Source organism: Nostoc flagelliforme FACHB-838, from assembly GCF_014698065.1.
GTDB lineage: Bacteria > Cyanobacteriota > Cyanobacteriia > Cyanobacteriales > Nostocaceae > Nostoc > Nostoc flagelliforme_B.
In genome coordinates this window covers 1-23672 of record NZ_JACJSI010000095.1, presented here as the reverse complement: position 1 = coordinate 23672, position 23672 = coordinate 1, and the positions used below count along the sequence as shown (strand labels likewise).

Here is a 23672-nt window from a genome sequence, read left to right as displayed (position 1 = left end):
CTGCCCCATTTTCTCCACCAGTTCTTTGACAATGGCTGGAGTCTTTTCCCAATCTAAGTCGGAAATTTCGATTCCGTAGGCGAGGCAGTTTTCATTCATGCCTCTTAATCTACTATTTACGTGTACTTATTTTTTACAGTAGCAGGATAACTCCTGTGAACGTTTACCGATGATCCGAGAAGTGACGATTACCTGCACATCGGGATATTCATTAGTGAAGCGATGAATACAGGTAATTACTTCTTCCCGTTTCGCCGATTCAAAGATTTCATCCAAACCATCAAACATGACTAAAGCGTTACCAGCCTTTAGCTGCTGATGCAATTTATGCTGATTGAGGTGATAAAAACAATTGGGACTATTATGGTAAAATTGGAGAAAATTATTACAACTACCCGCATCGCGATCGCGCATATAATTGCGTAATTCAATCAGCAAAGGAATTGGCAGATTAAAATCATTCTGCTCGAGAGTTTTTTCTACCCAATCCAACGCTAGGTATTGCAACAATGTAGACTTGCCGGAACCAGGATCACCTAAAATGATTAGATAATTTTTACGTTGCTTATCTCGGATAACATCTAATACTGAACGGATTGGCTGTTCAAAATAATTACGTTGATAACGTTCTGTTTCTTCTTGAAGTTTTTCTATTGCAAATTCCGCATCTAATTGCTTACTTTCTTGTAGCCTGCGGAGATATTCTTTAGGCAGTTCTGGTAAAACCTGATAAACTTGCCGCACATTTTGCGGAATAAACATTTGCCATAAGTTTACCGGATGTTCGCGGGCTGTAGTTTCTAAACTATCTAACTTCAGATTGCCGTAGCGTTCACGAATAGTTTCTAAATATTGCGGTAAATTAAAATCCTTGGGAATATCAGCATTTTCTTTTAAAGTCTTATCAATACTGGATAATTTTTGAAGTTCCAAGATATAGCGTAACTCTTCTGAATCCGAAAGAATATCTTGAACTTGTATGAGATACTGTTCTGTAATTGTTTGCCAGTTAAATTTGGGTGGTAGAAGTTTGAGTTGAAGTCTTTTCCAACTATCTGCCAGTGTTTTAAAATCTAGAGAATCACATTTAATATCAAAAGCCTGACCAAGAATTTCTTTAACCGACTTGTCACGGATAAATTTATTGATATCTTCAGTGTAATTTTGAATTTCAGCTTCAGAAAGTCTGCAACGAACCTTTAACTGCTCCTGCATCGCTTGCAAAAATTCTGTCAGCGCCATGACTACAGCTTTCTGAAGCGGTTCTTGCTTGAAGGGCGCGGTTACAGCATTATTAAAGATATTTTTGAAAAAATCTTTAGCGTAGTCCTTGACCAAATCTTTGAAAAACTCTTCGCTGATAATAGTTTTGACAAGAAATCCAACCGCTTTTTGACCTATCCAGAGAGTGAACCACTCAACTATCATACTCACGCCTGCTAAGTGCTTGACTACGAGTATATACACCTGTAAGAGAAAACTTTCCAGATTTCTGGGTTTTTAACTTAAAAGCGATGCTACCTGAAGATTTGTTAAAAATAACTAATATACTGTGCATGGATATTAGGAGTAATTTTATGGTTCTACAAGTTAACCCCATCCAAAAAGAACCAATTGTTACTTGGGAAGCACTTCCAGCCGACTTCATTTTACCAGACGATCCAGTGGAAAATATTCAACAACCTGCGATCGCTGCTGCGCTTACCGATGCTTTGGGAAGCACAGGACGCATCCAACCTCAAATGCTGATTGGCTCTAATTTTGGACTTGTAGCCACAGTCAACAAAAAATCGTTGTCAAAGCCCCAGACTGGTTTTATGTTCGATATATTAGCAGCTAAGTTACGTGAGCTAGGTGTTGACCCTGATGCGTAGGCGTAGCCCATCGTAGACATCGCATAAACTTAAGGGATGCTGGGAATAATAATTTTGGGACATCTGCACCAAAATTCTATGAAACAGCAAAAAAATCAATTCAGCCATCTTACTGCGATCGCAAGAAATTATCTATCATTTCCGGCACAGCTTTTATTAAATCAAAACCTTCTCCAAGGCAAAATACTAGACTTTGGTTGTGGCTTTGGTAATGATGTTAAAATATTGCGCCAAAAAGGTTGTGATATTACAGCCTATGACCCTTATTATTTTCCAGAATATCCTGATAATAAATTTGATACAATAATTTGCTTTTATGTTTTAAATGTTTTATTTTCCGAAGAACAAGCTAATGTTCTTATGGAAATCTCACATTTATTAAAACCAGGGGGTAAAGCTTATTATGCTGTAAGAAGGGATATCAAAAAAGAAGGTTTCAGAGAGCATTATGTCCATAAGAAACCAACATACCAATGTATCGTCAAACTTCCCTTTCCCTCAATTTTATTAGATGAAGATCGGGAAGTATATGAATATACACACTATAATCATCAGCGAAATTCATCTAATTATTGTATATTTTGTAATCCTCGTAGCAATCTAAAATTATTAACTGAATCAGCAACTTGTTACGCTATCTTTGACGGCTATCCAATAAGTAAAGGACATATTCTAGTTATTCCTAAACGTCATGTTAGCAATTATTTTGAACTACCATTTAAAGAGCAATCTGCTTGCTGGTTTATGGTGAACAAAGTACAAGAAATTCTCAAAGCAGAATTTGAACCTGATGGTTTTAATGTAGGAATGAATATCAATCGATCCGCAGTTCAAAATATTATGCACGCTAGTATTCATATCATCCCTCGTTACAAAGGTGATACTGTCTCTACTAAAAGTGGAATCAGGAATGTTATTCCTAAAAAGCAATAGTTTTTTTTAATAATTCAGGATTCAGAACTTTGCTATAACTTGACAGTTTTGAAGTAATTATGAAAATTACTGGAAGATCACGACTTGCTCAAACTTATCTCATAAGGTTGAGATCATCTCTTAAATGCTTTGTTATCATGCTTTTTCAGTACAATCTCTACTTTGTTATTCTGAGTATTACTGTAATCATCTCAACTACTGTTGGGTTTGCAGCTTGGCAACGTCGCTCAATTTCTTTGGCTAGCAAGCCTGGTATCAATTCTTGTAATTCATTATCCACAGGTGTTTCATCAGAGTCTGGTAGTTCCTCGGCTGAGGGCAAGTACCTTGGCAAGTTGTACTCTAACATGGCTGGTTTTCCCAAAACTCAAAGGATATTTGGCTCTATTTAGCTCACCAGAATTATAGCGATTTCTCCCCTAGCAATGTCACTAGTAATCTGTCTCATTAGTTACGGGGCGTGAACAAGTTCGTAGTCAGGACTTTAATCCTGGTTTTTTAAGCACTCAAGTGTTTACTACAAACTCTCAAAATTAGCTTGACAAATTACTAGTTTACTACTGTATATTAATTACTCTACTGACACTAATTGGCAACTTTTAACTACTAGACGATCTTAATTCTGCCGGAATCATGAGCAACAAAATTTATTTGATACCTAAATTCAAACTGTCACAATCTGATTATCTTGATGATGCAATGTTTTGCTTTGACTAAGGGATACCACTTGTGGTATTGAGAAATAGAGAAGATTCGACAGATATAGATAGTTACTAGCTCGTTTTCTAGTTCTGCATAGCATTGCCTCATCTAAAGTTGCAGCCCAGTCAAGAATACAAGCGTTTCTACCCCTCAAAGGAAGCTGCTTCAGCCGATAAAACTTTGGTAACTTTAAACTGTTAATAAATATATAGGTGCTTAGGGCGATTCATGCTTTATATTTAGCAACAGGGTGGTGTAAACAGCCACTTATTCTTCAAATACTTAGGAGGCAGTACCCACCGGAAGCAGCTCACGCTTCTATACCATCAACATATAGTGTAAGTTAAAGTTAAGTCGATATTCAAACGAATAATTTTTGCTGAATTGCGACAGATAAAGACTAAACTAAAAAGTCTTGTGCAGCAAAACCTGTAGCTTTAAATGAAGTAATCATGTCTAAGGTTCTTGTCTCAGATTCTATTGACCAAGCTGGAATTGACATCCTTTCGCAAGTTGCTACCGTTGATGTCAAACTAGGTCTAAAACCAGCCCAACTGCTCGAAATTATTGGTGAGTATGACGCGCTGATGATTCGTTCTAGTACACGCGTTACTCAAGAAATCATTGAAGCCGGTACCCAACTAAAAATCATCGGTCGTGCTGGTGTGGGTGTGGATAATGTGGATGTTCCTGCTGCCACCCGGCGGGGAATTGTGGTAGTCAATTCTCCAGAGGGAAACACAATTGCTGCGGCTGAACACGCGCTAGCGATGATTTTGGCTTTATCTCGCCATATCCCTGATGCTAACGCTTCGGTGAAACGCGGTGCTTGGGATCGCAATAGCTTTGTCGGCGCGGAAGTCTACAAAAAAACTCTCGGCGTTGTCGGTTTGGGTAAAATTGGTTCCCATGTTGCGGCTGTAGCTAAGACAATGGGGATGAAACTCCTAGCTTATGACCCTTTTATTTCTACAGACCGAGCTGAACAAATTGGTTGTCAGTTGGTAGAACTAGATTTACTCTTCCAGCAAGCAGACTATATCACCCTACACATCCCGAAAACTCCAGAAACTACCCACTTAATCAATGCCACAACCTTGGCAAAGATGAAACCCACAGCCCGGATTGTCAACTGCGCTCGTGGTGGGATCATTGATGAAGTAGCTTTAGCAGCTGCTTTGAAAGCGGGTAAAATCGGCGGTGCAGCCTTAGATGTGTTTGAGTCAGAACCACTGGGTGAATCTGAATTGCGATCGCTAGGCAAAGAAATCATCCTCACTCCGCACTTGGGAGCCTCTACCGCAGAAGCTCAAGTGAATGTGGCTATTGATGTTGCCGAACAAATTCGGGATGTACTTTTAGGACTACCAGCCCGTTCAGCCGTTAACATTCCCGGACTCGGCCCCGATGTGTTGGAAGAACTCAAACCTTATATGCAATTAGCAGAAACTCTAGGTAATCTAGTGGGACAGCTAGCTGGCGGACGGGTGGAAGTACTCAATATTCGACTACAAGGGGAACTTGCGACCAACAAAAGTCAGCCTTTGATTGTCGCTGCCCTGAAAGGTCTACTTTACCAAGCTTTGCGGGAACGAGTAAATTACGTAAATGCCAACATAGAAGCCAAAGAACGGGGAATTAGGGTAATTGAAACCCGCGATGCTTCGATTCGAGACTATGCCGGCACACTGCATCTAGAAGCCACGGGTACTTTAGGTACTCATTCTGTCACAGGCGCTTTGTTGGGTGAGCGAGAAATCCACCTCACCGACGTTGACGGTTTCCCGATTAACGTCCCACCCAGCAAATATATGTTGTTTACCCTGCACCGCGATATGCCAGGGATTATCGGCAAACTTGGTTCCCTACTCGGCAGTTTTAATGTGAATATTGCCAGTATGCAAGTAGGTCGTAAAATCGTCCGTGGTGATGCGGTAATGGCTCTGAGTATAGATGACCCTTTACCAGAGGGCATTTTGGATGAGATTATAAAAGTCCCTGGTATTCGGGACGCGTATACAGTAACACTTTAAAAGTCAAGAGCCAGGAGTCAGAAGAAATAATTCCTCCTGACTCCTGTTAGCGGTAGCGGGGCGTTTAGCCCATTCTGACTCCTGAATTCTGAAAGATGGCAAACACTTGGTGGGAACTGAATATTGTATGTGAGCCAGACCTAGAAGAATCGATCTTTTGGCGACTGGAAGATTTTGGCTGTCGTGGTACAGCTAGTGAAAACAAAGGAAATTCATCTTTAGTCAGGGCTTATTTATCGACAATTCAAACGCAGCTGCTAGATTTGGCAGCTTTATCGTTGTGGCTGCGTCAAGATGCCCTCTGTGTAGGACTTTCATCTCCCTCACTGCAATGGCAGTTAATTGATGAGGAAGATTGGGCGACTAGCTGGAAACAATATTGGCATCCGCAAGAAATAGGCGATCGCTTCCTAATCAACCCCGCGTGGCTACCATTACCAGAAACTACGGAACGGTTAGTGATTCGTCTTGATCCTGGTGTAGCATTTGGTACGGGCAACCATGCCACTACTCAGCTATGCTTGGAATCGCTAGAAATGCGGCTGAGTGAAGTTCCTCAGTCATTTGTGGGTACTGGTGGCAAACATGAGCATCTGGTAATTGCGGATATTGGCTGTGGTTCTGGTATCCTTTCCATTGGAGCGCTGCTACTGGGAGCAGAGAAAGTCTATGCAGTAGATAATGACCCTTTGGCGGTGCAATCAACTATCAGTAATGGTGCGCTGAACGATATTAATTCAGAACGTTTACTACCAGCGCTGGGAAGTGTAGACGTTTTGACAAAGCTGCTTGACAAACCAGTGGATGGTATCGTTTGCAATATTTTGGCTCATGTAATTATTGAATTAATTCCAGAAATGAGTGCGATCGCTAAACCTGAAACTTGGGCAATCTTCAGTGGTATTTTACTAGAACAATCGAAAGCTGTCGCTGACGCTTTAGAAGAAAATGGTTGGGTTGTCGCTACTTTGTGGAAACGTAAAGAATGGTGTTGCTTGAATGTACGGCGTTCTTAAGTTAGTAGAAATTATCGCGATCCTAAATCATTCGTAAACAATTAGATCCTCAACTTCTTAAAGAAGCCGGGGATCTTTAAGTAAGTGACATAATATATAGATTACCCACTATTGACTTTTGAAACTAGCGATGAAAGAACGGCTACAAATCCACAAAAAAGCTGACTCATCCGCTTATTCGTCAGAGCAAGATCAGCTGCAATCACGTTTATTAACTAACCACTCTCAACTCGGTTCCCGCAAGCCTATAGTACAGACAAAAGTAGAGAATCAGAAATTTCAACAGTATCAGTTTGAGGCAACAAAACTCCAAATACAAGCCAAGCGTGGCACTATCACCCCAGAGCAACAGGAGCAACTGACTGTATTGCAAACAAAGATGAATGAGTCGTTGCAGCAAGGAAAAGAACACTCTTCCCAGTTTGGTCATAACCTGAGCAAAATGGCGATAAAACGTGCTGATAGTGTCTCACTCGCACAAACGCAACCATTAATACAGCCAGAACTCACTATTGGTCAATCAGGAGATCAATATGAGCAAGAGGCGGATAGAGTCGCTACTTCTGTAGTTAACCAAATTAATACAGCTGCTTTGCAAAAGCAAGATGCACAGCAGCCAAAATCAGCAGCAGACAACTCAGCCGATAGAAAACAAAAATTTTTACAAGAATACCCACTAGCAAAAACACTAGTAAATGGGATAGAAGAAACATTAACAGAAGATAAAATTCTGGAACAACTTTTCAAAAATTTTGAGAATATCCAATTTAAATACACAATGGTGAGCAAGAGCCACGAAACTCTTTTAAAAGGCTCTCCAGAAGGCGACTGCCAAACATTAGCACGCGCCTTTAAAAAAGTAGCAGAAGAGTATTTTGGCATTAAAAAAATAGCGATTGAAAGTCTCCTAAAACCGTTTTTGTATGAAGGTGGAAAAACCCCATATCGAGGAAAAGACCCCAATTGTGATGATGGCGAACGGTGGTTTTTCCAAAATCATTACTGGGCTGTCTGGAACGGAAAAGTTTATGATGTTTTATTCCTCAGCCAGAAGCGAATCGAACCAGATAAAGCAAAACAGGATCGACCGCTTAGATCAATGCTCATGCCTGAACAAGAGTACTATGAGACAGAAAAAGGCAAAGTTGTATATCCATATCAAAATGAATATTCGACTATAGAACTCGCTGTTTTTGAGAAAATAATTAACTTTGTCAAAAATTTAAGTAGCTTTTTGTATAGAGATATAGATTCAATTATTGCTAAAATCCGGTCTTTATTTACTAAAGGTGGAAACAGTAACGATTTCGATTCTCTATTAAGAGAACTTGAAAACGACAACAATCATTAGCCTGTATCTGAGGCGATCGCACTATAAACTATAATGAGCTTTCAATTTGTGCGATCGCCTCCCTATACTTAGTGTCTAAAATAGCACTTTCACCATTGCCCGGAATTATCTTCCTGTTGCAAACCTATTAATTGTCGCCGCTTCCAAGCATAGTGAAGAATATTAATACCTAATTCCTGAGCTGTACGAATGGTCAATCTGGGTAAACTCAAATCTCTATCCAGTCCCCAAGCCGTTGCTAAATCTCCAATTACTAAAATAATCCCTCCACCAATTAACAGTTTAATCTGCTGTTGATTAACCATTGGCAAAGCAGCAAATAAGAAAGGTTTTGTCCTTAAAGGATGACTCCGTTGCAATTCTTCTAAAGGTCTTAAAGGACTCTCTAACTGTTGTGCCAAGGCTTGAGTACTCTCAATTAAAGCATTAGCATTTGTTGGCGCATCAACTAAAAGCACACCACCTAAATTTAAATAATTTCTGAGGGATTCAAATTCGAGACTATTTAAAGATATAGCCTGTCCACCTGTGAGATAAAGGATGTCATAGTCTTGGATATTTTCTGCTAAAGAAACCTGACCTGGTTCATCAGCACCTCGCAAACTGGGGTATAGGGGTTCTACCGCTTGTAATAAGTAGGAAAGGCTGAAGAAATTACGCGCACATTCGGGATCGCTATGAGTCGCCTGTGCCATACAAACAAGTGCTTGGGGACGCATTTGTGCCTGACGGCGATAACGCAAATCAATATTGTTATATCCAGGGAAAAAAGCATCAGCAGGTTGGGTAATGTCAGTATGTCCTGGTTGCAGGAGTATTCGACATATTTCTATTTCTGAACTGATTGGTGTAGAGTTTCTTTGGTCAATTCGATAACTTTCTTGAACAATATCTCTTTGCTGTCCCCGTCGCAATTCATCGGGATCTACATAGCTAACTACTAAATAGATCATGAGCGGTTCTGAACCTACAACTTCTAGATCAATGGGAAAATCATAAGAAGTCGGTATAACAATTAAATTACCTGCTAAATCAATTGCAATACCAGGTTGAATTTGTACCCAACGCCCATCTCTATATCTAGCTTCAACTTGGCTTGGGGCGGTTACATCCCGAACACCTAAACCGCAGACAATTCCTGGTTGGTTTAAACTTTGATATTGAGCATTTTGCCGATTACGGTGATATTCATGGGCTGTGCGCCAACGTTCTGCATTGATTAGTAAACCGTCTGTGGCTTGCAGGCGTTCAAATGATTTTATTGGTGGGGGTGGGAAAGGATGGGACATAGTAATTTTGGATTTAAGATTTTGGATTAAAAGTCTGTTTAATTTTACTTAACTACAAATTACGAATTATTTAATTAGTGGGGTTTTCGATAGATAATTCATAGGTGCAAAAAGCAGGTTTTTCTTGTTCTATGATTCTTTGGATGAGTTGCTCATTGATGATGCCACTAGAAATATTTGAACGCAAACGCACTATAAAATGATATGGTTGCCCACCTGCTAAAACTGCATTTCCTAATTGTGCGTCTCCTATAATAAAACTTGGGCCAAAAGGTTCTGTAATACTAATATGTTTATCAGCTTCATTAGTTAAATGTTCGTCTAGCGGTAAACCAGTATAAAGATGCAAGTAAAGACGCAATCCTTTACGAGTTCCTCGCCAGCGATAAAGTTCTACGGCTCGGCGAATTAAACGCCGTTGTTGCTGGAGATCCCAAACAGAATCTACTTGCCAAGCAACCCAATGAGCCATAAAGGGTAGTAATGCTTGCGGTGCTGTCAAGGGGTCGAGGTTTGCCCACATGACGTTGTAACTATTAACTATTGGTTGAAAAGCTTGCTCAAATATTTTCATGAAGCGACCAATAAAGTCTACTTCCCGATACAAAATTGGCAAGAATTCCATGTAGGCAGTGTAGGGACGGATGTATAAATCGAAATACTCGCTTCTCTCGATTTGTTCGTTGTCAGTGCCTGGGTCTATATGTAGAGTAACTAGACTGCGGAAATTAAGAGTTAGTTTATCTTTTTTTCCAGGAGAAATCGCTTCTTGGTCTTCAAAAAATGTGTCGGGAATTGAGAAGTAGAGGACAGCATCCATTTGTCCACGAGGCGGTATCTCACTCCCTTCTGTGCCAATCTGACACCACTGGGGCGGAAAGTTTCCTTCAACGCTTAAGCTTACCCGCAAAGGACGCTGTTCTAAGTTTTGCACTTGCACAATCATCTCACTCGGATGTCCAGGATGCAAAAGTAAACTACGTCCAGCGATATCTATGTTTTCTGCATTTGCAAATGCCAAACCTGCCACAGGTAAAGCTTCGGGAATCTGCATTGGCGTTAATTGAATGCTTACAGCTGGACTAGAGCGACTTTGAACCATAGGATTGGGGGTTGGGGAGTGGGGGATGAGGGAGCAGGGGAGGCAGGGGAGGCAGGGGAGGCAGGGGGAGCAGGGGAGGCAGGGGGAGCAGGGGAAGCAGGGGAGGCAGGGGAAGCAGGGGAGGCAGGGGAAGAATAACTATTGATTCTTGAACCATGCCCGATGACAAATTATGAATTACGAATTACGTTAGCGAGTCATCAAGCGTCATTACGAATTATTTGAATGTCGTGATTTGAACGCAGATTTGTATCAGACCAAGAACATATTAAACCTTCTGATCCTGGATCAATCAATTGTTCTGGCGATGGTTGCCGACGCCAATTTTCTCCTTGCTTGCGGATGGGAAACAGTAAGACAGGGCCTAAATGACGCACACCTGGGGTTTGTTGCAGTAAGGCGACAATATCCGATGTATACAGGGGTCGCCCAAATGGCCAACCTTTGCCGTCCATTCCTCCAGTCAATGGATTTAAATATTTATACAGCGATCGCCTTAAATTCCGGCGAATTTCTTCGCTGGCAAAAGGGTTGTTGTATGCTGGCTCTAAAGCAACTTCTGTCTGTACAGAAACTCCTACGTAATTCGGTTCTTGTAACTCTACCTGTACCCCTAATAAGCGTCTTTCATCTAAGTAAGTCAAAATTTGCTCTTGCAGGGCATTACTGAGAGCAAAATCTTCTGGTGGTATGCCATTGCCTTGGGCGATCGCATCTGTATTTGCGAAGGGTACTACCAGTAAACTAACTATACCAGCTTGTCTACGAGAATTCGCTGGCAAACAACGAACGCGGGCGATCGCACCTGCACCAGCCTGTTGAGTTAAAACTTCAAAATCTTCAGCAGTGACGGCGCGATCGCGTGTGCGGAGGATACGGGGAGCCTTCATCACAGCTTGCTCTAGTGACTCGGCATCTGCCCCATTAATTGCTGGTACACGATTGACCACGCTAGCAATGTATGGATACGCAGACTTCAAAAACTGGATTACCCCAGCTTGAACATTCCCTTCTCTACCACCGCCTGTACGATAAGCAACCATTTTAATCTCTGAGCCACGGGGAGGAATCGCCCCATATTGGTGTTCAGATTGGTTATTGTCAAGAACTTGTACAGATGTCTCATCTAGTGATGGTTGCTGAATTCGCGATCGCACCTGTGTTTGTTGTTTAAGTTGGCTAGGTTCCCGAATCAGCGGCCCAAACTGGATTGTACCAGTGATCGAATCGATGGTGTAATGAAAGTTATGCGGCCCAGAATCAGCAAAATCTCTCACTTCAGTCCACTTTTGAGGCAAACCACCAGCAGGAGTAACTAAAATATACTCATTTTCTCGGCGTTCTAAAATTGGTGCTGTTTGTAACTGGAAACTCTGGCCGGGTGTACCATCACTAATTCCCAATCGCTCATCTTGAATCAGCGTACTGTGGCTAGCCCTAACAGTACCGCCAATTGACCGGGCTGCTAAACCAACAATTCGTGGTGGACGATTATAACCAGTTTCATTGGCTTCTGTACTAACAAAGCTACAGCGCAGCCAACGACCTCGGTAAGAGGTAAAATTAGCCACAGGCCAAATTTCCGGTAGATGCAGACGTACCTCTGCACCTTGAGACGGATTTCCACCCTCTTGGCCGATTTCGTAAAAACTGAACCCGCGAGTTTTATCATCTGACTCTCGCAATAAAACTGGTTGCCAGTTTTCTCCATCCCAGGCTTCCCACTTCCGGGGTGGTTGATTGGGATTAATACCAGCAGGAGTAGCCGCAGCCCCTTGGAAAATAATTTCTAAAACATTAGCGTCTAAAGAATCATCAGAATTAATTGCTAAATAAAAACAGTTACCAGGCTGGGGTTCCTCTTCAAAAATCGGTTGTTCATTACCTGTCCAGAAACCGTCAGATTGACGAGTCCATGAAGCTGTCACTCTTTCGCGCAGAGATTGGGGAATATCTTCGGTGGTTTGGGCAGTTAAGAAGTGTTGGATGCGGGGGTTGCCGATAATTAGAGGAGAATCTGTACTAAAAGTAATCGCTTCTGTAGTTTCAGTGCGGATAGTTGAGGCTTCCAATCCTGCCGGAATCGTGTAGGCTTCAGGTAGTGCAGCGCTTAAATAAAAAGTTAATTCCGTGCGGGCTGGGGCGGGAGGCTGGAGACGAATACCCAGTAATTCTAAGAAAGTTACATAATTTTTTCGAGGTACTTGGTTAAATCTGAGCAACATTTGGTCAGTTAACCAAGCAAATAACTCAATTAGCGTAATTCCTGGGTCGCTAAGGTTGTGGTCAGTCCATTCTGGACAGTAGCGAGGAATACGCATAATACATTCTTCCACCAAATCATCGAAGGCGCGATCGTCTAAGTTAGAAGAAGGTAATTTCGGTAAAAAATCAAAGTTCATACCAATTTTAAAAAGAATGTGACAGATACAAGTTTAGAAACCCAGATGAAATTGAGCTTTCTTAATTTTTAATTTTCAATTTTTAATTGATATCACGATTCCTCTCCAGCTGAAACCAAATAATAAGGATAAACAAAACTATAAATATCGGGGCCGTCTTTGAGTCGATAATTGATAATGATGTCCACTCTGCCACGCACAGGGTCAGGATCGGTGAGAACTTCATCAATAATAATGCGTGGTTCCCAAACTTCTAAAGCTTCCAAGACATAAAGACGGATTCGCAGTAGGGTATCGCTATTCATGGGTGCAAACGCCAGTTCTGACAAGCGCGAACCAAAGGTAGGTCGATAAACCCGCTCACCTACTCCCGTGCGGAGGATAATCCAAATAGATTCCTTAACTTTTTGATCTTCACGGCTAAGTTGTATCCCACCTTGCACACTTAAATGCAGCGGATAAGCCCAACCTGTTCCCAAATAGGCTCGTTCACGACCATAAACCATATCTGGCACTTAAACAGCTGTTACATGGATATCTTCAAAGATATCGGCACAGAAGGTTTAAGCCTATTCGCCAAAGGTCGAAGATGAAGAAGCGGGGGCAGAGGCAATAGGGTTTGGATAAGCAAGGGAAGCAGGGGAGGAAAGAGGGTTATTTTAGTAATTCTTTTCTCAACAGCTTCTCTTCTCTGAACGGGAGACGCTAAAAGCGATCTGTCTTCTTCAATGCCTTTCCTGCTAGTATCTTTTCAGGATCGGAATTAGTTTTTTTTACAGCTATTTTCAGTTAAATAGACCATGCGGTAGGGGCACAGCATTGCTGTGCCCTTACGACAGATATAGTTCAAATACATGAAAAGTGCTGTAATTCAGATAAAATATCGCAAACTAGGGTTGTCGGCAGCCACTGACCAGAAACGTTATGCCAACATTTGAAGAATCAAGAATTAATAGATGATTGAAATTTTTGAAGCAGACCTGAGTATGCCAGCTCATGCGGAGGCTATGGTTCAATTAATGGATGAGTATGCACTCGACCCGATGGGTGGTGGTAAAGGTCTGTCGGACTACGTTAAAGCAAATCTCTCAGCAGAGCTTGCAAAAAGAAAAGCGGCTCATGTCATTCTTGCGCTTGTCGATGCCGAACCCGCAGGGCTTGTTGTCTGCTTAGAAGGATTCTCTACGTTTGCGTGTAAGCCATTACTTAATATTCACGATGTCATCGTTGCTTTACCCTACCGTGGTAGAGGCTTGTCCAAACTGCTGCTACAGAAAGCGGAGGAGATTGCGTTGGATTTGGGCTGCTGCAAACTCACGCTAGAGGTACTGGAAGGAAACCATGTTGCCCAGTTAGCATACAAGGCGTGCGGATTTAATGGTTATGAGCTAAATCCTCAGATGGGCAAGGCATTATTTTGGGAGAAGAAACTAGCACAGATGACTGATGAGAAGAAAAGTCCTGAAAGCAGATTGATATGATTACTTGCTATTTGCGCTATGTTATCGATCCTGACAAAATTTCGGATTTTGAAGCATACGGATGTATGTGGATTCCGTTGGTGGAAAAATTTGGTGGAAAACATCACGGGTACTTTCTTCCAGATGAAGGAGCTAATAATATTGCCGTAGCTCTGTTCAGTTTTCCCAGCCTTGCAGCATACGAGCAATACCGGATAGACTCTCAGCAAGATCCAGCTTGTCGGGAAGCGTATGAATTTGCGCGTCGAACAAAGTGCATTGTTAGTTATGAGCGATCATTTATGCGCCCAGTTTTAGGCGATATTAACAATTTTCAATAAAACAGTGGATGAACGGAGTTCTGAGATGGATGAGTAAAGTTCCAACTCTCCCCTCCTTTATCTCCTCTACTTCTCCAATCAGCCGCCAATCAGAACAGTGGGATTACCTTTGATAATTTTATTCGGCGGCCCTAATGCTTCTAAAATAGTGTCACCCATCCGAGAGGCAGGCAGATTGTTAATCAGCACAGTCTGACTACCGTCAATCACAACCCCAGGGCCGTGGGGAGGTACGGGTAAAGGTGTAGCGCAATTATGAATATCAGCACCTGCGGCAGCAGATGCGATCGCACTACCCATAGTAGCTGCTGATGTTGCCTTTGTAGTTTGTTCGGTGGCTAAAGCAGCAGGTGCCCCTGGTGTACCAGCCGCCGCTAGAGTAGCAGCCTCAGCTGCTTGGATAGCTGTATCAGAAGATGTTTTGGCAGATAGTAAACCTGGTACTGCTGCGGCAAGTACGCCTCGCCATGCAGGTAAAGACCCAATCAACACATTGGGACTACCCGGCCCTCCTGTTAATACTGGAGGTAAGGGGTGCGCTACATTGTCGGTAATTCTTGCTGCTGGTTTACCCATGACAACCTCTTATTAATATTTTTCATTACCAAACCCTAAAATCATTCGTAATTAAATTAGTTGAAGATTTTTACTAATTACGAATTACGAATTACGAATTAATTAAGGCGAATCAATGCACCTTTTACTGTAATTGTGCCAGTGGCTGAAATGTCTATATTTCCAGCAGCATCTAATGACATATTACCTGTTGATTTCACTGAAACAGATTTAGCCATATCGTCCATTTTGATTTTATGACCGCCTTTGGTTTCAATCTCTATGCACCTTTGACTATCATTAAGATATATTTTGTGACCGTCTTTAGTTTCTACGCGAATACCTGTTTTACTAGTTCCTTTATCCTCTTCGACGAACTGTAGAGTATGACCTACACGAGTCTTAATAGTACGTAATCTTACACCACTTGTAACTGAGTTATCCACCTTTTCGGGCGGTGCATCCTTGCCATTCCATACCCCGCCAATGACGTAGGGACGGTGAATATCGCCATGCTCAAAACCTACTAAAACTTCATCGTTTACCTCTGGCAAACAGTCAAAGCCTCTGTTTGGGCCTGCTCCCAAAGCTACAACTCTCGCCCAGTCACTTTCATGATCTTCTGTCATTGTTGGAAACTTAACTTTCACTCTCCCCCATTTCTCTGGGTCTTTGTTATTAGTTACAATTCCGACTAATAAAGTCTCAGATGGCTGTAGGCGTTTTTGTGTAGATAGAGTTGTGAATAAGTTTCCAGAACGTAGTCCCCGGACACTGAAATGTGTTTCATAAACCCGCTGATTGAAGAAATGGCGTGTTTCTGTAATATAGTACTTACCATTATAGCGATCGCCCATACCTTCAAGTTTAACAACTCGTCCCGGACGAATTTCAGGATTCCCTGTGGCTTTGGCATCTGCATAAACAAATTCTCCTCCCAGTTCATCACACAAAGCCTGAGCCATATCCTTTGCTTGCTTTTCACTGGCAACAGGTTTATCTACAACAATCATTTTGGGCGAATTAAGATTAGAAAATGCATTATTGGTACTACTTCCTAGCTTATTACCTGTCTCAGTTACTTGCTTCTCTTTCTTGGCTGTTTGACTAATCAATCTTTTCCGGCTATAGTCCCAGGCACGCACTTCCACAGAACTCACCTGTTCAGCACTGGTGACACGGGTACTAAATTTACTAATATCAACTAGCCATTTTAGTGGTAAATCTTTCTGAACTTTTGGGTTGCAAAAATTTACTTTGTCGTCTGTAATAAATAACTCAAAGCCAATGCGGGCAGCCCTTTCCCGCAAAAACTCCATATTAGTTTGATTTTCTTGAAATACATACTTATGAACTTCACTAGTTGACTCTATATTGCCTAGTTTTATTCCTACTTCTTTAGCTACTTTTTTGACTATATCGCTATCAGTTTCATTCAAAAAAGAACGATTATAACGACCTCTATGAAGACGATGAGAAATATCATAGCCACGAACAATTACATCAGCTTCAGATTTATCATTGAAGTGAACTTCCATTGCTGTAATTTCGCCTTCCATCAGAAAACTTTCTAAATCTTTTTTGAAATTAGCATCTTGAGTAGTACTCCCACTAAAACCCAACTTTACTTTTTTCCCAATCTCAAATACCTTCTCATATCGCCAAGGCTTGTTTTCTGAGCGTTCAGAAGTGGAAAGATAGCTATTATGTACTACTAGGGTAAACATTGCTGGTAAATGCAGGCTTTCTTCTATGGTGATTTGCACCAAATCTTTCATCAATTCTGAATAATTATTTAGTCCTTCTATCTGGATTTGAGGTTGACTTAAATAGAGACTTTCTTTAGGCATAACTATTATTTTATAAGCAGTAGATATTTTGAATAATCTTGAAAGATAACGGCGTGACAAATGAGTATTTATAGATTTGGTTACTTTGGTTTATCAGTTGGCCCCAATTTTTCATTTGCCTGACGATCTTTGCCTTTAGAAGCTGATTCTTTTCCTCCAGGAATATTGTTTTTATCTACTTCTTGCAAAGATATATCTACCATTGCCCTGACTGGAGTACCGTCTGTAAGAAACATATTTAAAGTGTAAGTTAAACTCGTAATTACACAATAGAAATATTCGGTTCCCCATGTAAATATATAAACAGGTGGACGCGTATCAGGTTTATTATCTATACTTTCTACACCTTTTTTAATAATATTTATATACTTCATTACCGATTCTTTAGTTTCATAAGTATCAAATAGTAACTGTTTAAGTGTAAATTTATAAGGATCAACGCCAGAAAAATTAACTTTAGGGATAAGTTCGGTACTTCTATTCCCTTGCTCACTTTCCCACTTAACAGTTCTAGTAAAACTAATCTCTGTCGGATTAAACATCAATTCAATATCTTTTGTTCCTCCACTTTTGTAAGCCACAAGTTTGGCTTTTTGAAGTTGTGGTTGACGCTTTTGGACAACAATAATTGCTGGGCTTGCCATTTGAGTATTTCTCCGAAAATTAATTATTGAATGGAAATTTACCAAGGTAATCTACCTGAGTAACCGCCATGACGTTCTCGCTCAATTTCTATCCGTTGTCGTAATCTGGTATAAATTTCACGGGCTAGGGCTTCAAGATTAGCCGCATCATCTTTGTCATCTTTTTGAGGGGATAAGGATGTGCTCTCTATTGTCTCAGTTACCGGTTGTATTTCTCTAGATATGTCTGGTGGAGTGACTTCTCCACCATCAGCAAAGCCTCTAGGTGCAGGAAGGTGTTTAGCAAAAATTTGTGGAGATTCGGAAACGTGAGAAAATTCATAATTTTGGCTGTTAGATTCCATATCACTAAAATTAAAGCTAGTGAATTCATCATTATTTCCATTTAGCAAATCTTCCACACTTGACCATTGAGAAGGTGTGTTTGACCATTGGGAAGATGTGTTAGTGGTGGGATTTGCTTTTCGAAAAATTAGAGGAGGTGATGAGTATTGAGGTGAAGGTTCATCTATATCACTTGTTTCGTTTTCAAGAGGATTAAGCTGTGGAGAATTGAGTATCGAAAGCTTTTGTCTACTAATATTCAACCCCAAGGAAGAAGGAATTAAAGAATTAGATATCTGAGGTGAGTCAGTCTCAGCGCTTTTTAGTTGTAATGAAGTGTCTGAAAAAGAATCGACTTTAGTCGGAGTTTCTGGAGAGGTTGTTTCTTCTGGTTCTTGAGCATTGGGTGTCTGTAAACTGGGAAGGATGATATCGTGCGGTGTCCCACCAGTGTTGATGTGATGTAGTAAAGGTAAATTCTTCTGTGCATCCCTGGTATTAATTACAAACTCTCCAGGCGTAAGCATTGCAGGTACAGTATCGGAAGATGCTATCTGCTGACGATTTTCAACGGGGGAAGCTGTTACATGACCACCAGTAGCATAACCTTTAGGCGCTGGCAAATTTTCTGCGATCGCATTTTGCTCAACTTCAGGTACTGTGCTTACCTCATTTTGCAAAGAGGTAGGATTATCTGAGGTATCAACAAAGGTTGAGATTTCAGGATTTGTTACCGCAGTCGGAAATTCTGATTCTACTGTTTGTTCATTGTCAATAATTTGCCTGAAAATACTCGCAGTTTCTCCAATATCAGGTGATCTGGTCGTAATTGTTGGTGCTTCACCAATCTCAGGTGATGTGGCCAGAAGTGGTGTGTAAACGCCTAGCGGTTTGTCGTTAGACATCGCAGCCTCACCAATCTCAGGTGATGTAGCAGGAATTGGTGGTGCTTCACCAATCTCAGGCGATGTGGCCGGAAGTGATGTGTAAAAGCCTAGTGGTTGATCGTTAGACATCGCAGGTTCAACAATCTCAGGCGATATTGTGGTAATTGTTGGTGTTTCACTAATCTCAAACGATGTGGCGGTAAGTGGTGCGTCAACGCCTAGTGGTTGATCGTTAGACATCGCAGGTTCAACAATCTCAGGCGATGTGGCGGTAAGTGGTGCGTCAACGCCTAGTGGTTGATCGTTAGACATCGCAGGTTCAACAATCTCAGGCGATATTGTGGTAATTGTTGGTGCTTCACCAATCTCAGGCGATGTGGCGGTAAGTGGTGCGTCAACGCCTAGTGGTTGATCGTTAGACATCGCAGGTTCAACAATCTCAGGCGATATTGTGGTAATTGTTGGTGCTTCACTAATCTCAGGAAGTGGTGCGTAGATACCTAGCGGTTTGTCATTAGACATCGTAGGTTCACCAATCTCAGGTGATGTGGCGGGAATTGGTGCGTAAAGGCCTAGCGGTTTATCGTTAGACATTGCAGTTTCACCAATCTCAGGTGATGTGGCGGTAATTGTTGGTGCTTCACCAATCTCAGGTGGTGCTAAGATAGGCTGAATTTCTGTAGACTCGCTGGTAGTATTCTCAACATTGCTGTCATGTTCCAATGAAGTCACATTTGCTAAGACATCTGAAACATTAACCCTCATAGCAGATTGTGACTCTAAAGTTACTAACTGTTCTTTGCTATCAGAGTTTTTAAATAAATTAGGTGTGCCTTCAACATCGGCTGAAGTAGGTGTTAGCTCAACAGGGGTACTAACTGGAAACTCACTCAGAACATTAGAATCAATTTCTTGTTGTATTGTAATAGGGCTTTTTACAATTGAAGACTCATAATTAGGTGCAGCAACATCCGGTAGGGGAGAATAGCCATGCGTCCCTACGGTATTTTGATCGTTGCCCAAAGAATGCAGTAAAGTAGGTGCATCATCAACATTGGGTGAAGGAAATGCTGACAACAAAGGTAGAGAATTATCAACAACAGCATTATCTGTAATAAAATCACTCGCAATGCTTTCTGATATTAAGTCTGGTTCAATGGCTTTAATTGTCTCTAAATTAATATTTTTATCTGGTGATTCTCCTTCCGGCGATGGAGAAGTTAAGGATGGTGATACGTCTTTTTTTTGTATTAAATTTGTCGATAAAGGGCTGATTTGATTATCAACTACAGAAGGAAAACTATATGTTTCAATATCCTGTTGTGGCAGTGTTGGATTGAGTGGGATATTTGAGATATTAACTGATTCTGATGTATCGGTGATTATTGGTTGCTCATTATCGGTAAAGTTACTATGGGGAAAAAATCCTTGATCTACATTATTATGCAAAGGAAATTCTCCAAGCGAACTTTCTATTACATCATTTGTATTATTGTCTATTGTAATCTCTTTTTGTGATGGCAAAATACTTTTTGTAAGAGAAGACTTTGGACTAGATAAACTAGATGGTAACTCAGGACTTAATTGCAAACTATCGTTAGCAATATTATTGAACAAAGCCGATTGCTCTTGAATAATAGGCGAATCTGATGCCGTTACAATAGGCTTGACACTATTAACATCATCCCAATCATTTATATTATTATTTTGGTCTATTTCCAATTGTAAAGTAGGTAATTTTAAATTAGCTTGAGCTTGAACAGGCAGAGGCTCATCTGATACTAGTAATTTATCTTCATGAAGATTAATATCAATGTTACTGTCATCAACAAATTTGCTAGCATTCTTAGCTAATGATGATTTTACCGTTTTTTTAGTTTTAGATGTCGATTTTGATTTTTTTTCTGGTGGCTTTTGAGATTTACTTGTTTTCCTTGATTTAGATTTATCTTTAGGATTTATTTCTTGTTGTGTATCTTTAGCTGTATTGTTATCAATAGAATTTAGTTGTATATCTTGAGTGCTATTATTTACTGATTTAATAGTATTAATGTTGTTATCTTCTGGTAGTATTCTTGAATCAAAAGAATCAAGTTCTAGAGATGTAAAGTCACTATTTATATCTTGAGTATCCCAAGTATGCCAACCGATTAATGGTTGAATAGACTGTTCATATTTACGAGATAATAAAAATTTTGAAGATGTGACTAATGGTCGTTTACTTTGTATTAAACTGACAAAATTACTTTGTGAGTTCAAATAAGGAGAGTCTTTTCTCAACAACATTTTTTGAGGATGAGATAAAGATGTTATTGCCCCAAGGGGATGAATATTGTTTCCTAATGGAGATTGAATAATTTGCATATTTATGATTTAAAACAGCTAATTAGTTAGAAACGAAATATCCTGTTGTTTGATTCCGTTGTACAGAAACGCCTCCTCCTGTAGCTCTTGCAACTTGTAAGCCTTCATAAGCTAAAGTTAATTCTTCAATGGCAACTGCCTTACCATCTGCTTGGAGTGCAGGTGTTTTCCAGGTTATAGGAATAGCACCAATCAAAGTCCAACTCATCATCGTTTCACCGGCTTGATTGAAAATTAAAATATTAACATTACGTCGAGATGTTTTCTTTTGTTCATCAAAAACTGCATTTATCCAGTTCCAAAAACCTGGATGATCGGTAAATCCACGTTTAAGAGTTACGTCTGCAAATTCTGTATGACCTAAATAAATTCTTTGCTGGTCGTTAACACCACCTTCCTGAAAAATATTTTTCTTAATTTGAACGCTTAATCCTGAACATTCAGCGAAAGATGCAGCAATAGAACTGTCTATCTCTACGTAGAACCGATTAGTAGTGACATAATTTAATTCGTGAGTAATGTTGCCATTGTTAGCGCCTGTAGCCATTACAACCACCTTTGAGAATCATAACTACCTATTCTTTCGCGCTGCGATCGCATATCTTCTAGCAAAAGTTTATATACGCGTTCTGTCAGCTGGTTCATCAGCAGTGAATCATTGAGATATTTACCCGCAGCAATAGCAGCCTTGCTAGCATCAGATGCCGCCGAAACCCCCGCGTAGCCAGCAGTACTGCCAACATCTCCATCGAAGGTGAAAAAATTTTGTTGCTGTTTTGAGTCCATAAATAAAAAAACTTTCCCTAAATCCAGGCTAAAGGTACTGCATCAGAATCAAAAGTAGCCAAAAGTCTAACTTAGTACAACTGTAAGCGTCCCGCAGGGTACGTAGGGGCGCAAGTTCTTGCGCCCCTAAAACTCTACTTTTGATAAGTTGTGTTGAAAATGCGATCGCAGTACTCTAGATATTAGTAACAGCAAAATATTTATCTACCTACTGCTTGGGCATCTGGAGAAGAAAATGAGAGAACACGTCAGCCGGCAGAAAAAAACTACTACAAGTTTCTCAATTCCATCCCTGAAACACCCGACACGCGGCTTTGGTTTGGAGTCGTCGACAATTTCACGCCAAGCAGTTTCTAAAATACAATCACTCCATAAACCAGTTACTCACGATATAAGTCGCATACCACTGCGATCGCAAGCAAAACTCTCAATTAGCCAACCTGGAGACATTTACGAACAGGAAGCTGATAGCGTAGCACAGCAGGTAATGCAAAGAATAGCGCAACCTGTAAATACTCAGTCTATCCAACGAGAAGCAGCGCCAGAAGAAGAATTGCAGATGAAACCTCTGGCAAATTCCATCACGCCTTTGGTGCAACGAGAAGAAGTGCCAGAGGAAGAGGAAGAATTGCAAATGAAATCTCTGGACAGCAGCATACTGCAACGAGAAGAAGTGCCAGAGGAAGAGGAAGAAGAATTACAGATGAAATCTCTGGACAGCAGCATACTGCAACGAGAAGAAGTGCCAGAGGAAGAGGAAGAAGAATTACAGATGAAATCTCTGGACAGCAGCACACTGCAACGAGAAGCATTGCCAGAGGAAGAGGAAGAAGAATTACAGATGAAATCTCTGGACAGCAGCACACTGCAACGAGAAGCATTGCCAGAGGAAGAGGAAGAATTACAGATGAAGCCGATGGTGCAGCGTCAGGCTGGGATGGCTGCTACACCAGACCTGGAAACGTCCATTAACCAAGCAAGAGGTGGTGGACAATCGCTTGCAGACAACATCCGCCAACCGATGGAACAGGCGTTTGGCGCTGATTTCAGTGGGGTGAAGGTTCACACGGATGGTCAATCTGACCAGTTGAATCGCTCAATTCAGGCGCGTGCTTTCACAACGGGACAAGATGTGTTCTTTCGGCAGGGGGAATATAATCCTGGGAGTCGGGGTGGACAAGAGTTGTTGGCGCATGAGTTAACCCATGTTGTGCAACAGAATGGCGGGGCAGTGCAGCGATCGCTTATTCAACGTGTGATGACACAGGATGAGCTTAAAAGTAACGTTACTGTGCAAGGCTTAAAGCCAAAGGTTAATGAGCTAAAAAATCATATAAATCTAGGTACACTAAAAACTTTGTCATTATCTAAACTGCAAGAACTCAAGGATGCTATTGACAAGTCGATCAAAGAAAGAGGAAAACTAAAGTCTTTAGGTTCAGATCCCGGACATATTAAGCGCATCGAAGTTGAAGTCAATATGCAAAATGAATTACAAGGAGTGATAGAGCAAAAGCAGAAGCAAGCACAAAAAGATAAAATAGACAGCGACAATCAAAAACTGAAAGATGCTCCTTCCCTACTTCCTTCAGGTTCAACCTGGGGAAAAAAGAAATAACCTAGTGTGGTAAAATTCACTAGAGAAAACGACTCTCTAGATTAGCCAAGTAAGCCTTGGGGTCTCTGCGAAATCGATACTGTTCAATTCTGGCAATGGGTGGTGTTTTTGTAATTGAGAGCGTAATTCGAGCCAAGTATG

The 23672-nt window shown here is 41.0% G+C and carries 20 protein-coding genes and 1 pseudogene; 9 read left to right on the top strand and 12 right to left on the bottom strand.

Translation table 11 applies throughout. From position 1 onward, the window contains the following. Positions 1-126: 126 nt before the first annotated feature. Entirely contained in the window at positions 127-1428 is a 1302-nt protein-coding gene (locus H6G97_RS29035; protein WP_199349737.1) for an NACHT domain-containing protein, read from the bottom strand. A 149-nt stretch (positions 1429-1577) separates the two neighbouring features. Between H6G97_RS29035 and H6G97_RS29030 the strand changes: the two are divergent. Then, positions 1578-1822, top strand: a pseudogene (locus H6G97_RS29030) (hypothetical protein); the annotation flags it as partial. 130 nt (positions 1823-1952) lie between these two features. Next, on the top strand, positions 1953-2807 hold the full coding sequence (locus H6G97_RS29025; protein WP_190943999.1) for an HIT family protein: 855 nt from the start codon (positions 1953-1955) through the stop codon (positions 2805-2807). Positions 2808-2964: 157 nt separating this feature from the next. On the opposite strand, the gene H6G97_RS29020 is transcribed toward H6G97_RS29025, so the two are convergent. Further along, positions 2965-3156, bottom strand: coding sequence for a hypothetical protein (locus H6G97_RS29020; RefSeq protein WP_190944003.1), 192 nt, complete (start codon positions 3154-3156; stop codon positions 2965-2967). A gap of 805 nt (positions 3157-3961) precedes the next feature. On the opposite strand from H6G97_RS29020, the gene serA reads away from it, so the two are divergent. From serA to H6G97_RS29005, 3 genes are all read left to right on the top strand, one after another. Continuing rightward, the gene (gene serA / locus H6G97_RS29015; protein ID WP_190943998.1) at positions 3962-5542 is read left to right on the top strand and encodes a phosphoglycerate dehydrogenase; all 1581 of its coding nucleotides are present in this window, start codon (positions 3962-3964) and stop codon (positions 5540-5542) included. A 95-nt stretch (positions 5543-5637) separates the two neighbouring features. Beyond that, positions 5638-6558 carry a 50S ribosomal protein L11 methyltransferase gene (gene prmA / locus H6G97_RS29010; RefSeq protein WP_190943997.1) on the top strand — a complete coding sequence of 307 codons (921 nt, stop codon included), beginning with the start codon at positions 5638-5640 and terminating at the stop codon, positions 6556-6558. 130 nt (positions 6559-6688) lie between these two features. Then, a complete protein-coding gene (locus tag H6G97_RS29005; protein ID WP_190943996.1) occupies positions 6689-7909 on the top strand; it encodes a hypothetical protein in 1221 nt (406 codons plus the stop codon). An 89-nt stretch (positions 7910-7998) separates the two neighbouring features. Here the strand turns inward: H6G97_RS29005 and H6G97_RS29000 are convergent, their stop codons facing one another. Further along, complete coding sequence (locus tag H6G97_RS29000) at positions 7999-9198, bottom strand: DUF4159 domain-containing protein (RefSeq protein ID WP_190943995.1); 1200 nt, start codon at positions 9196-9198, stop codon at positions 7999-8001. 70 nt (positions 9199-9268) lie between these two features. Further along, the gene (locus H6G97_RS28995; RefSeq protein WP_190943994.1) at positions 9269-10300 is read right to left on the bottom strand and encodes a phage tail protein; all 1032 of its coding nucleotides are present in this window, start codon (positions 10298-10300) and stop codon (positions 9269-9271) included. On the opposite strand from H6G97_RS28995, the gene H6G97_RS28990 reads away from it, so the two are divergent. Next, complete coding sequence (locus tag H6G97_RS28990; RefSeq protein ID WP_190943993.1) at positions 10292-10438, top strand: hypothetical protein; 147 nt, start codon at positions 10292-10294, stop codon at positions 10436-10438. The two genes, H6G97_RS28995 and H6G97_RS28990, sit on opposite strands and share 9 nt — an antisense overlap. Before the next feature lie 62 nt (positions 10439-10500). On the opposite strand, the gene H6G97_RS28985 is transcribed toward H6G97_RS28990, so the two are convergent. Beyond that, the gene (locus tag H6G97_RS28985; protein WP_190943992.1) at positions 10501-12702 is read right to left on the bottom strand and encodes a putative baseplate assembly protein; all 2202 of its coding nucleotides are present in this window, start codon (positions 12700-12702) and stop codon (positions 10501-10503) included. Between the two features lie 92 nt (positions 12703-12794). Beyond that, positions 12795-13208, bottom strand: coding sequence for a GPW/gp25 family protein (locus H6G97_RS28980; protein ID WP_190944001.1), 414 nt, complete (start codon positions 13206-13208; stop codon positions 12795-12797). Positions 13209-13658: 450 nt separating this feature from the next. Between H6G97_RS28980 and H6G97_RS28975 the strand changes: the two genes are divergently transcribed. Both H6G97_RS28975 and H6G97_RS28970 read left to right on the top strand, forming a co-directional pair. Next, positions 13659-14183, top strand: coding sequence for a GNAT family N-acetyltransferase (locus tag H6G97_RS28975; protein ID WP_190943991.1), 525 nt, complete (start codon positions 13659-13661; stop codon positions 14181-14183). Then, positions 14180-14503 (top strand): NIPSNAP family protein, encoded by a 324-nt coding sequence (locus tag H6G97_RS28970; protein ID WP_190943990.1) that lies wholly within the window; start codon positions 14180-14182, stop codon positions 14501-14503. Before H6G97_RS28975 ends, H6G97_RS28970 begins: the two co-directional genes overlap by 4 nt. A 78-nt stretch (positions 14504-14581) precedes the next feature. Here the strand turns inward: H6G97_RS28970 and H6G97_RS28965 are convergent, their stop codons facing one another. The 6 genes from H6G97_RS28965 to H6G97_RS28940 all read right to left on the bottom strand — a co-directional run bounded on the left by H6G97_RS28965 (position 14582) and on the right by H6G97_RS28940 (position 21913). After that, positions 14582-15079 carry a PAAR domain-containing protein gene (locus tag H6G97_RS28965; protein WP_190943989.1) on the bottom strand — a complete coding sequence of 166 codons (498 nt, stop codon included), beginning with the start codon at positions 15077-15079 and terminating at the stop codon, positions 14582-14584. A gap of 98 nt (positions 15080-15177) precedes the next feature. Next, positions 15178-16908, bottom strand: coding sequence for a VgrG-related protein (locus H6G97_RS28960; protein ID WP_190943988.1), 1731 nt, complete (start codon positions 16906-16908; stop codon positions 15178-15180). 80 nt (positions 16909-16988) lie between these two features. Beyond that, positions 16989-17552, bottom strand: a complete 564-nt coding sequence (locus H6G97_RS28955) for a CIS tube protein (protein ID WP_190943987.1) — start codon at positions 17550-17552, stop codon at positions 16989-16991. A gap of 38 nt (positions 17553-17590) precedes the next feature. Then, entirely contained in the window at positions 17591-21127 is a 3537-nt protein-coding gene (locus tag H6G97_RS28950) for a hypothetical protein (protein ID WP_190943986.1), read from the bottom strand. A 22-nt stretch (positions 21128-21149) separates the two neighbouring features. After that, positions 21150-21674, bottom strand: a complete 525-nt coding sequence (locus H6G97_RS28945) for a phage tail protein (protein WP_190943985.1) — start codon at positions 21672-21674, stop codon at positions 21150-21152. Continuing rightward, a complete protein-coding gene (locus tag H6G97_RS28940) occupies positions 21674-21913 on the bottom strand; it encodes a hypothetical protein (RefSeq protein ID WP_190943984.1) in 240 nt (79 codons plus the stop codon). The genes H6G97_RS28945 and H6G97_RS28940 overlap by 1 nt, the downstream gene beginning before the upstream one ends. A gap of 235 nt (positions 21914-22148) precedes the next feature. Here H6G97_RS28940 and H6G97_RS51440 point away from each other — a divergent pair, with 235 nt between their 5' ends. Continuing rightward, positions 22149-23531: an eCIS core domain-containing protein gene (locus tag H6G97_RS51440; RefSeq protein WP_199349735.1), complete on the top strand. Its 1383-nt coding sequence runs from the start codon at positions 22149-22151 to the stop codon at positions 23529-23531. Positions 23532-23672 lie beyond the last annotated feature (141 nt).

Excerpts from the sequence above, each read along its gene's own strand:
- H6G97_RS29035 (WP_199349737.1), bottom strand. The coding sequence starts at position 1,428 with ATGATAGTTGAGTGGTTCACTCTCTGGATAGGTCAAAAAGCGGTTGGA.
- H6G97_RS29025 (WP_190943999.1), top strand. The coding sequence starts at position 1,953 with ATGAAACAGCAAAAAAATCAATTCAGCCATCTTACTGCGATCGCAAGA.
- H6G97_RS29020 (WP_190944003.1), bottom strand. The coding sequence starts at position 3,156 with ATGTTAGAGTACAACTTGCCAAGGTACTTGCCCTCAGCCGAGGAACTA.
- serA (WP_190943998.1), top strand. The coding sequence starts at position 3,962 with ATGTCTAAGGTTCTTGTCTCAGATTCTATTGACCAAGCTGGAATTGAC.
- prmA (WP_190943997.1), top strand. The coding sequence starts at position 5,638 with ATGGCAAACACTTGGTGGGAACTGAATATTGTATGTGAGCCAGACCTA.
- H6G97_RS29005 (WP_190943996.1), top strand. The coding sequence starts at position 6,689 with ATGAAAGAACGGCTACAAATCCACAAAAAAGCTGACTCATCCGCTTAT.
- H6G97_RS29000 (WP_190943995.1), bottom strand. The coding sequence starts at position 9,198 with ATGTCCCATCCTTTCCCACCCCCACCAATAAAATCATTTGAACGCCTG.
- H6G97_RS28995 (WP_190943994.1), bottom strand. The coding sequence starts at position 10,300 with ATGGTTCAAAGTCGCTCTAGTCCAGCTGTAAGCATTCAATTAACGCCA.
- H6G97_RS28985 (WP_190943992.1), bottom strand. The coding sequence starts at position 12,702 with ATGAACTTTGATTTTTTACCGAAATTACCTTCTTCTAACTTAGACGAT.
- H6G97_RS28980 (WP_190944001.1), bottom strand. The coding sequence starts at position 13,208 with ATGGTTTATGGTCGTGAACGAGCCTATTTGGGAACAGGTTGGGCTTAT.
- H6G97_RS28975 (WP_190943991.1), top strand. The coding sequence starts at position 13,659 with ATGATTGAAATTTTTGAAGCAGACCTGAGTATGCCAGCTCATGCGGAG.
- H6G97_RS28970 (WP_190943990.1), top strand. The coding sequence starts at position 14,180 with ATGATTACTTGCTATTTGCGCTATGTTATCGATCCTGACAAAATTTCG.
- H6G97_RS28965 (WP_190943989.1), bottom strand. The coding sequence starts at position 15,079 with ATGGGTAAACCAGCAGCAAGAATTACCGACAATGTAGCGCACCCCTTA.
- H6G97_RS28960 (WP_190943988.1), bottom strand. The coding sequence starts at position 16,908 with ATGCCTAAAGAAAGTCTCTATTTAAGTCAACCTCAAATCCAGATAGAA.
- H6G97_RS28955 (WP_190943987.1), bottom strand. The coding sequence starts at position 17,552 with ATGGCAAGCCCAGCAATTATTGTTGTCCAAAAGCGTCAACCACAACTT.
- H6G97_RS28950 (WP_190943986.1), bottom strand. The coding sequence starts at position 21,127 with ATGCAAATTATTCAATCTCCATTAGGAAACAATATTCATCCCCTTGGG.
- H6G97_RS28945 (WP_190943985.1), bottom strand. The coding sequence starts at position 21,674 with ATGGCTACAGGCGCTAACAATGGCAACATTACTCACGAATTAAATTAT.
- H6G97_RS28940 (WP_190943984.1), bottom strand. The coding sequence starts at position 21,913 with ATGGACTCAAAACAGCAACAAAATTTTTTCACCTTCGATGGAGATGTT.
- H6G97_RS51440 (WP_199349735.1), top strand. The coding sequence starts at position 22,149 with ATGAGAGAACACGTCAGCCGGCAGAAAAAAACTACTACAAGTTTCTCA.